General features: G+C 38.9%; 6 protein-coding genes. 1 reads left to right on the forward strand and 5 read right to left on the reverse strand.

Annotated features, from left to right (window positions below; all coding sequences use genetic code 11):
- Positions 1 to 5 precede the first annotated feature (5 nt).
- From RE317_RS00585 to RE317_RS00595, 3 genes are all read right to left on the reverse strand, one after another.
- On the reverse strand, positions 6 to 3,521 hold the full coding sequence (locus RE317_RS00585; protein WP_008666483.1) for a TonB-dependent receptor: 3,516 nt from the start codon (positions 3,519 to 3,521) through the stop codon (positions 6 to 8).
- A gap of 52 nt (positions 3,522 to 3,573) precedes the next feature.
- Positions 3,574 to 4,584: a FecR family protein gene (locus RE317_RS00590; protein WP_008666484.1), complete on the reverse strand. Its 1,011-nt coding sequence runs from the start codon at positions 4,582 to 4,584 to the stop codon at positions 3,574 to 3,576.
- Between the two features lie 85 nt (positions 4,585 to 4,669).
- Positions 4,670 to 5,257 carry an RNA polymerase sigma-70 factor gene (locus RE317_RS00595; RefSeq protein WP_008666486.1) on the reverse strand — a complete coding sequence of 196 codons (588 nt, stop codon included), beginning with the start codon at positions 5,255 to 5,257 and terminating at the stop codon, positions 4,670 to 4,672.
- Between the two features lie 178 nt (positions 5,258 to 5,435).
- Between RE317_RS00595 and RE317_RS00600 the strand changes: the two genes are divergently transcribed.
- Positions 5,436 to 8,660 carry a S41 family peptidase gene (locus RE317_RS00600; protein WP_008666488.1) on the forward strand — a complete coding sequence of 1,075 codons (3,225 nt, stop codon included), beginning with the start codon at positions 5,436 to 5,438 and terminating at the stop codon, positions 8,658 to 8,660.
- Positions 8,661 to 8,726: 66 nt separating this feature from the next.
- Here RE317_RS00600 and RE317_RS00605 read toward each other — a convergent pair whose 3' ends face one another.
- A complete protein-coding gene (locus RE317_RS00605; protein WP_008666490.1) occupies positions 8,727 to 10,508 on the reverse strand; it encodes a RagB/SusD family nutrient uptake outer membrane protein in 1,782 nt (593 codons plus the stop codon).
- Positions 10,509 to 10,522: 14 nt separating this feature from the next.
- Complete coding sequence (locus RE317_RS00610) at positions 10,523 to 13,576, reverse strand: TonB-dependent receptor (protein ID WP_022508596.1); 3,054 nt, start codon at positions 13,574 to 13,576, stop codon at positions 10,523 to 10,525.
- Between the last annotated feature and the right edge of the window lie 8 nt (positions 13,577 to 13,584).

Below are 13,584 nucleotides of genomic sequence, written 5' to 3' on the forward strand. Positions count from 1 at the left end.
GTGATTTATAATGTAAGGTTTATACCAAATGAAACTGTGCGCGATGCAGGATAGTTCCAATTCAAAGTCTCCGGATCAATTCCCTTCGGTAATGATGAAAACGTAGCCAAATTTTCAATGCTGACAAATGCTTTCAACTGCTTCAATGTCAGCTTCGACACCCATGCCTTAGGAACTGTATAGGACAGAGTTACATTTTTAATACGTAAATAAGAAGCATCTGACAGAAATTTGTCCGATTGACGATAGTTAGAGCCTTGGTTTCCATAATTTCCATAAACACGTGGAAATTCAGCATTCGGATTGCTGCAAGTATAATCACCTGCTGCTAAATCGGCCGGTTTCCAATAATTGCTCAAATCATCATACAAAGGTACAAATTTAAAATCCGCGTATAAAGGCATATTCAATGTATTGGCAATCCAAGCGTCACGTTTACCTGTTCCCTGCAAGAAGATATTCAAATCAAAACCTCCATAACTAGCCCCCAAATTGATACCATATAGATAACGAGGCATATTGTTCCCGATAACTTTACGGTCTCCCGGATTGTCCACTGTGTTATTACCGGAAGTAATGATATTTTCTTTCCCTTCTTCATCTCTCAAGTTTTTAAACTTCAAATCACCCGGCCGCGGTGAATATCCCTCCAAAGCGGTAATTCCATCCTTTAATATCCAAGACGAGGTGCTTTCAAAATCATCAACTGTATAAAATCCATTAGCTTCATAACCCCAGATTTCTCCAATTTCCTTTCCTTCATAATAATTCCAAAAAGTATTTCCGTTGCTCAATGTGCTCGTTAGTATTTTTGACTCATTGGAATTATATTTCATTATTTTAGATTTACTGTCTGACAAGTTGAAACCAACACGATAACTTACTTTACCAATCTGATCTCTCCAGTTCAAATTTAGTTCCCAGCCAGTAGTACGCATGTCGGCCGTATTCTGATATGGGGCGCTCGCACCCACCACTCCCGGTAACTGCATACCTGGAGCAAGCATACCTTTAGTATCCCGTTGATACCAATCAAATGTACCATTCAAACGATTGTTCAGCAAAGATATATCCAATCCGAAATCCAGTGTTCCCACTTTTTCCCATGTAAAGCTGTTGCTGACCAACGCTGGTAATGAACTAATGGCGGTTACAAAATCACTACCTGATAACCATCCGTTATACTTATTATTCAATTCCATAGTCGGAGTATAGGAATAAGAGGGAACATTCTGATTACCAATCTCACCATAAGATGCACGTATTTTCAATCCTCCCAGCCAATCGCGTGTAGCTTCCATGAATTTTTCCTGTGCAATCTGCCAGCCCACAGAAACAGAAGGGAAGAAACCAAACCGGTTTTCTTTGGGAAATTTAGAAGAACCGTCATAACGTCCATTCACTTCTAAAAGATATTTGTCTCTATAATTATAATTCACACGAAAGAAACCACCACGCACGGCAAATTCATCATAAGAGTCATTGACCTTGATGGTAGAAGTTCCTGATCCCATAGCAGGAATATCTGTAATAGCCTGTCCATAAGAGTAGGCATCTAAAGTTTCTTTATATTTCGATTCCTGATTGAAACCAGCCATAACCTTAAAACGATGATCGCCTAAAGAAAAATCATACGTCCCATACAGGTTGAAAGCATTATAGTCTGTATATTGCTTGTACTTACGCAGATAATCATTGGTCGGAGTTACATCTTTACCTCCTTGTATAGTAGTATAGGGCACACTTCCGGTATACCAATGATAATCATATATATTTTTATCAAATGTATATTCAAATGCAATCTCCAACCCTTTCAGAGGCTTCAAAATAGATTTAAAAAAAATACGCGGATTGTCATTAATCGTTTTTGAAGGATTTGACCATTCTACCTGATTCCTCGGAGTAAAATAGGGTAGTCCTTCTCCACCCAAATCATCCGCTCCCTCCGGACACACTCCTTCGGGATAAAAAGATGCCAGACGAGTGGAATAAATACCACCCAAAGCTGATGCCGGCAAAGTCTTTTTACTATGTGCATAGCTTAGTGTAGCTTCTTGTGTGAACCAAGATGTAATATCTGCGGAAACAAAACTGCTTACATTCATTCTGTCATATTTATCTTTATTAGTCACTAGAATACCATCATTCGATAAATAACCAGCGGATAATCTATATCTCAATTTATCCGTACCGCCGGTAGCAGAAATATTATGAGTCATCTGAAAACTGGTTTCGAGCATATTCTTCACCAAGTCCTTTTCATTCATATAATAAAGTGACCCATCCGTATCCTTATAAATACCATCCCCCATAGTCTGCAATGAAGAAGGATCTTGTTGATATTGCTTCAACAACTCCATCCATCTACTTACACTAGGAGCCCCGGGAGTCCAAAACTGATCACCGGCAGCATCCGAGTAAGCTTGCAGATAATCCATTAGCGGAGCTTGTTTGGGAAGGTTTATAGCATTCGAAAAGGCAAAATTATTATTATAATTCAATTGAAAACTAGTACCACCTTTAGGACGTTTGGTAGTAATCAGAATAACACCACCTGCTGCACGCGCACCATAAATAGCTGCCGAAGCAGCATCTTTCAAAACAGTTACCGTCTCAATATCTTCAGGATTAATCATATCAATATCACCTTCCACATTATCAATCAGTACCAACGGTTCAATGGTATTACCATACGAACCATCATCGTTCTTTATACCGACAGAATAAGCTCCGCGAACCTGAAATTTCTTCCCTTGTCCTGGATCATTACCATTACTTGAAACAAGTAATCCCGGCACGGTTCCTTGCAACGCCTCAGCGGCATTAACCAGCGGACGGTCACCAATCACTTCATCCATTTTGACCGAGGCAACGGCTCCTGTCAGGTTTGCCTTTTTCTGTGAGCCGTAGCCCACTACCACCACTTCGTCTAAAGTTTCAGTGTCCTCACGCAATACCACCTGAATGGTTTTTGTATCATGCACGGCTATTTCTTGAGACTTATAACCAATATAACTTATTTGTAACTTCACAGGAAATTCAGGAACTTCTAAAGAAAATTTTCCATCAAAATCCGTGATACACCCGTTAGTAGTCCCCATTACCACAACAGAAGCACCGATAATCGGTTCCTTTGCCACATCCATTACTAATCCGGTAATTGTATTCTGTCTTGCTTGCTGAGGCTTATAAACAGAAATATGTTCCCCTTCCACTTTATAGCAGATATTTCTCCCTGCAAACAACATCTCAAGCACTTCTTCCACACTTTTATTTCTGACATCAATAGACACTTTCTCATTCATATTGATATCATTATTGCGAACAAGGAAAGAGTAACCGGTCTGCTTTTCAATCTCATGAAAAACCCGGCTCAAAGCTACTGAATGCTGTTGCATAGAAAACCTTGCCTCCTGAATAGGCAATGCGGCCATAGCGACGTTCCCCCATAGTAAAAATGAAACGACCCATACAAGAGAGAACCAATGTTCCCTACGAACTTTACAAAAGTTTTTTTTCATACTTAGAATTTTTAGTTAACAATTATTTAGGCATGTACTTCTTATTTATCCGTCAACGGTCTGTAACGACTATTGTTTTTCCTTTCTTTCTCCACATAAACTTATTATCCACATCCAGATAAGAAAGGATTTCATCCAAGGTCAGATTCGCATCTATACTTCCTGAAAAATATTCAGTATAGACTTTCCGGGACTGCACAAGTATCTGTACGTCATATTTTTTTTCGATTGATTTCAAAATATCAAATAACTTTTCATTGACAAATACCAATCTTCCTGTAGTCCAAGCTGCTTGAGAAGAAGCATCTATCTTCCTCATAAACAAAGCCTTATCATCCTTATTAAAAACAGCCTGTTCATCAGGGGAAAGCAGTATATTCTTTTTAGCATCTGAAGTAGTATAAACATTCACACTACCCTCTACAAGACTCACTTTTATTTCTGCATCATCAGGATAAGAAGCTACATTAAATGTCGTACCCAGCACTTGTATATTCAGTTCCCCCGTATGGACGATAAAAGGTTTGCGCACATTCCTGGCAACTTTGAAATAAGCCTCGCCCGAAAGAAAAACTTCCCGGTCAGCCTGATGCCGCAACAAAGCATCATATTTTAAAACCGTTCCCCCATTCAGAAAAACAATGGTACTATCGGGTAATAGTAATTTTGAACTGGCTCCCTGGGGAATTTCAATCTGACAATAGGAGGGAGCAAGAACCTCTTGACCAGACGAATGATATAAATAAAAGCACGTTATGCTGCAACCAATCAGCAAAGCCCATACAGCCACACTTCCCCAAACACTTATTTTGCGGAAAAATGAATGTTTACGGGAAGAATGAAAATTTAAAGTATCACGCAATTGTTCTAAATTCCGCTCTTTCCTGCGTGCAAACCAAGAAGAGGATGCCAATGCATAAGAACGGGCTATTTCACGATATTTTTCGCGACAAACATTCTCTCTTTTCAGTAATATAGTTAGTTTCTGCATATCTTCAGACGAGATTTCGCCTTTCAGATAATCCAGCATTATTTGTTCAAATTCATCTATTTGGCTGTTCATTTTATATCTTTGGAATTATCTATAGATAATACACAGGCAACAGACAAAACATTTAAGCCAAAAACAGATTTTTTTCATTCTTTTTTTAGAAAAGAAAAAATAATAGAATCCCCACTCTAGATCCCACCTTTTCTCTTATTTTATCCATGGCATTTTTTACATGTACTCTGACTGTATTGACTGAAATATTATTTTTATCTGCAATCTCTTGAGGAGTCAAATTGGAATAAAGATATTGCTCAAAAATGAACCTGCATTTATCAGGCAAGGAAGACACTATATTTTGGACTGATTTTTCCAAATCAGCTAATTCCATTTCTTGCAAAGGCGAACACTCAGAAGTACAAAATTCTTCTTGATACTCAAGTAATGCTTCACGGTATTCATCTATAATTCTTTCACGACTGTGAAGCGAACGGAGGTAATTCAAACACCCGTTCTGAATAGCACGTATCAAATAAGCATGAATAGGAAAAGATAACTCACCACGCCTATACCATATTTTAGCAAAAGTCTCATTAACTATATCTTGCGCTTCCACAGGGTTAAAGATATAAGAATTAGCACAAGCACAGAGATAGACAAAATAGCTATTATATAAAACCTCAAAAGCTTTTTCTTCTCCTTTGTTTATTCTTTCAATCAAATCTTTATCTACTATACTTGCATCCATCTTTATTAAGACTATTAATATTGCAAATATAGCATTTCTTAAAAATATTATGCCAATAAAACTATTTCTTATTAAAAAACTCTAGTAATAATCAACTGAAAAAAGAAATAAGTTCCAGCTCATAATCTAAATAATAATACCTAACTTTGTTTCCGACGAAAATCAAACCCTAAATAAAATGAACAAAAAGCTATTATTCTCCCTGTTACTGGCAGGAACAGCTTTCACCGGACATGCCGATGAGGCTAGGTTACTCCGTTTCCCCGCTACTAATGGCTCCGACATTGTCTTTTCTTACGCCGGAGATCTGTACAAAGCACCTTTGAATGGAGGAGAAGCACAAAAGCTGACTTCCCATATCGGTTATGAAATGTTCGCACGTTTTTCTCCGGATGGAAAATCAATTGCTTTCACCGGTCAATATGACGGTAACACTGAAGTATATCTGATTCCAACCGATGGAGGCGAACCCCAACGGCTTACCTATACAGCAACAAACAGCCGGGATGACTTAGGAGACCGAATGGGTCCCAATAACATTGTAATGACTTGGACACCTGATGGGAAAAACATAGTCTACCGCAATCGTATCAGTGACGGTTTCGATGGCAAGCTGTGGAGTATATCAAAAAACGGAGGAATGTCCGAAGTGATTCCATTACCCGAAGGAGGTTTTTGCAGCTATTCCCCCGATGGAAAAAAGCTGGCTTACAACCGGGTTATGCGAGAATTCCGTAATTGGAAATATTATCGCGGTGGCATGGCAGATGACATTTGGATTTATGATCCGGCTGCCAAGAAAGTAGAGAATATCACCAATAATATTGCACAAGATATTATCCCTATGTGGATAGGAGAGGAAATCTACTTTATTTCCGATCGGGATCGCACCATGAATATCTTTGTTTATAATATCCGGACCAAACAAACTGAAAAAGTAACCCACTATACGGATTATGATGTAAAATTCCCCAGCAGTAACGGACAAATAATTGTCTACGAACATGGAGGATACCTCTATAAACTGGATCCTAAAACGCGCAAATCAGAAAAAATCTCCATCACGCTGACTTCAGACAATATCTATGCCCGAAAAGAAATGAAACGGGTAGCAGATAACCTGACTGCCGCCAGTCTTTCACCGGATGGGCACCGCCTGGCAGTAACTGCCCGCGGAGAGGTATTCGATGTCCCTGCCGAAAAAGGGGTAACCCGTGATATCACCCGCACCCCGGGAGCCAATGAACGGGAAGGAGAATGGAGTCCGAACGGTAAACAAATAGCCTATATCAGTGACCGTACCGGTGAAACTGAAATCTGGCTGCAATCTGTCGAAGGGGGTGATCCCATCCAACTGACCCAAAACAATGATACTTATATCCGCCAACTGATGTGGAGCCCGGACAGCAAGAAAATACTTTATACCGACCGTAAAAACCGTATCGTAGAAGTTGATATTGCCTCAAAAGCGAAACGGACTGTCATGCAGAATCCGGAAGGAGAGTTCTATGAAGTAAACTATTCACCAGACAGCCAGTGGATTACCTATACTAAATCCGGAGCTAATAACATGAGTGTCATTTATGTATACCATCTGACTTCAGGTAAGGAATATCCGGTAACCGAAAAATGGTACAATTCTTCTTCACCTGTTTTCAGCACAGATGGAAAGTACCTCATATTCAATTCTGAAAGGGACTTTAATCCCATTTACAGCCAGACAGAGTGGAACCATGCCTATAATCGTATGGGAGGAGTCTATATGGCCATGCTCGCCAATGATACGCCATCACCTTTATTACCTTCGGATGAAATGGTCAGCATAGAACAACAGGCAACTGATGCTGTCAATAAAAAAACGGAAGCCACAAATAATGCAGTTAAAATTGATCCGGAAGGCTTGCCCGGAAGACTGATTAAACTGCCTTTACAAGCAGGTAACTACGATAATTTCTATTCAGACGGTAAAAAAGTGTGGTATGCCAGTGGTAGAAGTACCAAAGTATATGATTTGACCGAACAAAAAGAAGAAACCGTGGCCGAAGGAGCATATATGGATGTAGCTGCCAATCATAGGAAAGCATTGTTCTTTAAAGGAAATAATCTGTATATCTGTGATTTTCCATGCACTAAAGCCTCATTGGAAGAGAACGTCAACTTGGATGACATGATTGCTCCCATTGACTACAGTCAGGAATGGGCTCAGATATTCGATGAAACATGGCGGGCTTTCCGTGACGGATTCTATCTGGAAAATATGCATGGAGCAGATTGGAAAGGAATTAAAGAAAAATATGCTGTATTAGTTCCCCATGCAAAAACCCGTCTGGACTTGAACTATATCATCGGTGAGATGATTGCCGAGCTGGCTTGCGGACACGCTTATGTGAATCCGGGTGAAATAAAAGGTCCCGAACGTATTCCAATGGGATTGCTGGGAGCTGAACTGAGTCGTGACAAGAGTGGTTTCTACCGTATTGACAAAATTCTACCGGGTGCAATTTACAGTCAGAAACTGCGTTCTCCCCTTACAGAACCGGGTATCGGAGTAAAAGAAGGAGATTATATCACAGCTATTGATGGCATTTCAACAGCTACTGTTGATAACATTTACAGTCTGCTGGCAGGCAAAGCCAATGTCTTGACTGAACTAAGCATAAACCGTACCGCATCAAGTAAAGGAGCACGTAAAGTAGTCATTAAACCATTAGACAATGAATACCCATTGTATCATTATAACTGGGTACAGAATAATATCAAAAAAGTGGAAGAAGCAACTAATGGCCGTGTAGGCTATGTCTACATTCCCGATATGGGACCGGACGGCCTGAATGAATTCGCCCGCTACTTCTATCCCCAACTCGATAAAGAAGCCTTGATTATTGATGACCGTGCCAATGGAGGTGGTAATGTATCTCCAATGATTATCGAACGTTTGCTTCGTGAACCCTATCGCCTGACCATGCGTCGTGGATCAACTAAAATCGGTACCATTCCTGATGCAACACTAGTGGGTCCGAAAGTATTGCTGATCAATAAATACTCGGCTTCAGACGGTGACTTGTTCCCATGGAGTTTCAAGGCAAATAAAATCGGTAAAGTTATCGGTACTCGTACATGGGGTGGCATTGTCGGTATCAGTGGTCCGTTACCTTATATGGATGGTACGGATGTGCGTGTTCCGTTCTTTACCAATTATGATGCAAAGACCGGTCAATGGATAGTAGAAAATCATGGAGTGGACCCTGATATTCTGATTGATAATGATCCGGTAAAAGAACAGTCAGGTGAAGACCAGCAGTTGAATAAAGCTATTGAAGTAATTCTACAAGAGCTGAAGGATCGCAAACCGTTACCTTCTGTTCCGGCTCCGAGAACTTATAAAGATTTGGGAGTGGAATAAAAAATCATTCTTTTTAACAAAGCCCGTAGCTATCATTAAGCTACGGGCTTATCTATGTATAATTTTTTAATATAATGGATTTTGTATCAACAAATCATTTTTCTGCATTTCATCTAGATAAATAGGGAGTAAATAAGACTTATCATTCCATTTTCTCTCCTGCACATCAATAATGGAATAATTAGGCTCTGTAGCTCCATAAGGATAGCGAATATCTATTCCCTGAACATTCTTAATCACTTCAGGTGCAATCATCCAACGGCGGATATCAAAATAACGATGTTGTTCATAAGCTAATTCTATTTTACGTTCATTACGATAATGCTCTTTCAAGACATCTCCCGTTTCAGAATTTGGTATATCAGGCATTCCCGCTCTTTTACGAATCATATTGATATACTTACGAGCTTCAACATCTTCACCTAATTCTATGCATGCTTCAGCATAATTCAACAAAACTTCAGCATAACGTATCTGACGCCAAGGATAAGGTTGTTTATCATACTGATGATTAACTGAAGGGTCTAAAAATTTACGCATATAATATCCTGTGTAAGAACCATTCCAATCTTCAATAGGGCCTTGGCGAGTATCTAAGCCTGGTGTATAACTTCCATCTGACTGCTGATAATAAGCAGTTTGTACTATTCCTTCAGGATCACTACCTACTGTATCATCCGGACGTTGACGCCAATAAGAACCATTATACATAATAGAAGCATAGAAGCGAGGATCTCGATTTTGATAAGGGTAAGCTGCTTGTTGTGGATTATCCCAACTAAATTTACTACCATCTGCCATTTCGTAAGAATCAACTAATTGTCCTGTAGGAGTATTTCCACCCCAACCATGAAAACCATTAGGACTATTGAACAAACCAACACGAGGCAATTGAAAATCACTGCTATTATGATTTACATAATCATAATATTGTACCATAATATCTTCATCCGAATTATGACACAAGAAAATATCAGCATAGTTTTGAGTAGCTTCCTCTCTATTTTTCCATCCTCCATTTTCACCATACAGATGATATATACCTAAATCCATAACAGCTTTAGCAGCCTTTTTAGCCCGTTGCCAACGTTCCGTACGATCACCTCCCACATACCCTATAAGTTCAGGATGCTCATAACCGGATGCCCATAAAGACTGAGAAACAAATAAGTCACTAGCCGCATAAAGCAGGACACGGGCTTTCAAAGCCATAGCAGCACCTTTTGTTGCACGGGCTTTATCTCCGTTCAAAGGCAAAATAGAAGCTGCTTCATCTAAATCTTTCACAATAAAATCTACCGTTTCTTCAAACGTATTACGAGCTACGAGTAAATCATCAGAAGGAGTAAAAGATTTCTCAATCAAAGGGACACCACCCCATTGGCTCAACAACCAATAATAAAAATAAGCACGTAAATAATGCACTTCACCTTTCAATTTATCGACAACATCTCCTTCTAAAGCATATTTCTCTGCATTTTCAAAAAAGATATTACAGGCACGGATATTTTTATAAAGATTGGTCCAAGTTATATTATGGAAGGTTATAATCCAAAAATTAGGAGCAAGAATACCTTGATAACTAGGACTCAATTCACTCATCACTACTGGCTGGCTCTCCCATGCCCAAACCTCCATTGACTCATCGCACAAAGAAGAAAGCATTACGGTATGAAATCCCCATTTCTGTCCCTCGTAAATATTATTAACAAAAGAAGTTATTAATGATTCATCCGTCCAGACAACTGCATCTGAATAACGGTCTACTGGATCCACATCCAAAAAATCATCATTGCATGCTGTTAGCATAAGACATAGCAATACAAATAATCCATATAAACGTTTCATATTTTTCATTTTATTTAAAAAGTAAGGTTTACTCCAAAATTTATCACTTTATTCAACGGATAATTATATCCCGATCCGCTTGTGTTTTCGGGATCATAATCCTTCATATCAGGACTAATTGTCAGCAGGTTATAAGCATTAATATAAACACGTAAATGTTCCACACCTATTTTCTTACTCCATATAGATGGTACAGTATATCCCAATTCTATATTCTTCAAACGTATATAATCAGTTTTATGCAACCAGAATGTATTCTGCTGATTTATAAAATATTCATTACTTCGATTATAAGTACGAGGAAAATCGGCATCTGGGTTTTCCTCTGTCCAACGATTATCATAAAAACTTTTTAAGAAATTGGCAAAATCCCCCGACTCTGTCGTTTGATAAAAAACTCCTCCCATAGCACCTTGTAGTAAAAATGAAAGGTCAAAATCCTTATATCCTAAATCTACATTCAATCCACCTGTAAATCGTGGAGTACGACTCTTATCATTACGAACACGATCATTGCCATCTATCACATTGTCCCCATTTACATCTTTGAAAATAATATCCCCCGGACGTGCACCGGCCCAATGAGGATACGCATCTACAGCTGCTTGATCTTTAAATATGCCGATAGCTTCATAATAAAGTCCCGAATCGATAGGTTTGCCTGTGGACTTCTGCCATTCTGGAGTACCAGGTGCCTCATCCCAAAAAAGAATTTTATTTTTAGCATAAACCCCATTCAAGTTTATACCCAACCGAAAATCTTTGAAATTTCTACGATAATCAATATTGAAATCTACCCCTTGATTTTGTACTTTCCCTAAGTTTTCATCAGGAAGTACCAATCCGGAAGTGCCCGGAACAGAAGCATTTCGTTTCCATAAAATATCACTGCGTTTATTATGAAAATAGTCAATAGTAAATGCCAAATCTCCATTCAAAAATTGTAAATCAAGACCTATATTCTTTTGTGTAGCTGTTTCCCAAGTCACATTTTGATTAGGAGCTACTCCTTCTTTCAATGCTTGGTTCATCGTTGCACCATTATTAGTCAAATACATCAAATCATTGAAAGTATAGGAAGCCAAATACTGATAAGGATCAATCAAATCATTTCCTGTCTGTCCCCATGATGCCCGTACTTTGGCAAAACTAATAAAGGGCAATTTCTTTTTGAAAAAATCTTCTTCAGATATTACATATCCTAATGAAATACCTGGAAAGAATCCGAATTTATTAGAACGATCAAAAATATAGGAACCTTGATAACGCCAAACAAACTCTGCCAAATATTTAGACTTATAAGCATAGTTCACACGACCAAAATAATTTAAACGGGCTTCCTCATACCCTGTACCTGTATTATTCATTTCATCCTGACCACCAGCAAAAAGCTGGTCAATAGCGGCAGAAAGAAAATAACGACGATAAGCTTCAAATGAATCCCCCTTATCCGTGATACGTTCTACACCTGCTAGAATATTTACATCATGATCTTGAGCAAATGTATGGCTATAACTAGCGATACCACTCAATAATACCCCCAAATTATCTTCCATTGATTCTGTCAGACGAGGATCACTAAACCCTTTCTTTCCTTCCACCAATAGGGGCTGGCCATTTTCATCCATCGAAGTCCCATCCCATGAATACAAATACCAAGGTTTTTGCCATATTTTACGAAAACGGAACGTCTTATCAAGTGACGCAGTAGCCTTCAAAGTCAATCCCTCCACATAAGGCACCTTGATATTAACTCCGAAATCCCCATTTAACACATAACGCTTATCACGTTCATAACCAGTTTGATTGGTACATATAACTACCGGATTATCACCAAATTCAATGTCGGGTCCCGGACGACCATCAGGCCAATAAGCCGGTGAATTAGGTTTAGATCGCATCAGCATACGGAAAATATTCTCTGCAGAACGGGTTGGATATTTCCGATCTTCCATTCTTCCTGTTACATTGACATAAGTATCAACATATTTATTAATTTTCATATCAAGATTCATCTTCAAGTCATACTGATGGTAATTTGACCCACTATGACGATAAAATGCATCTTGTCCTTTGGCTGATACGCTAACAAAATATTTCACATTCTCTGTACCACCATCAATAGTAGCATTGGCATAAGTTTGTGGAGACCATGATTTCAATGTTTCATTAAACCAGTCCGTATCCGGATGTCCCCAAGGATCGGAACCATCAGCATATAATCTAAGATCATCTACCGTATAGCGCCCCTTATTACCGGCATACTTATCTATTTCATTCATCAAAGTGGCATATTCCACAGCATTGGTCATTTCCGGTATTACAGTAGGAGCAGCTATTCCATAATTATAAGTAAAACCTACTCTCGGCTTGCCTGCTTTTCCTCGTTTTGTTGTAATCAAAATAACTCCATTGGCAGCTTGAGCACCATAAATAGCTGCTGAAGCATCTTTTAATACAGACATCGTTTCAATGGTACTTGGATCAATACGCTCCAAAGAACGTCCAGGTACTCCATCAACAACTACTAACGGATCAGCTTTTCCAAAGGTATTAACCCCACGAACAGTAATAGTAGCACCATCATATCCTGGTTCTGAAGTGTTAGAAACAGCGACCACGCCCGGTAAACGTCCAGCTAATCCTTGTGATACATTCGTTACTGGAGTTTTTGCCAGCTTCTCACCACCTACACTTGTTACAGAGCCGGATAATGTAGCTTTCTTTTGGGCCCCATACCCCACAATCACTACCTCATCTAATAATTCAGTATCTTCCTTCAAAAATATATCCAAAGATGTTTTTCCATTTATCGGAACTTCCTGAACTAAATATCCCACATAAGAAATACGCAATACAGCTCCTTTAGGAACAGAAAGCGTAAAGTTACCATCCAAATCAGTTACAGTACCATTTGAAGTACCTATTTCCAAAATAGAAACCCCCATAAGAGCTTCTTTTAATTTAGAGTCTATCACCTTACCTTTTACAGTCTGGTTTTGCGCCCAAGCTGTATTGGATATACTCAATACCAAAAACAGCAATAAAACAAAACGAAATGTTTTCATACTATTAT

The sequence above is a fragment of the Phocaeicola sp. GP0067 genome (assembly GCF_031119655.1).
Taxonomy (GTDB): domain Bacteria; phylum Bacteroidota; class Bacteroidia; order Bacteroidales; family Bacteroidaceae; genus Phocaeicola; species Phocaeicola vulgatus.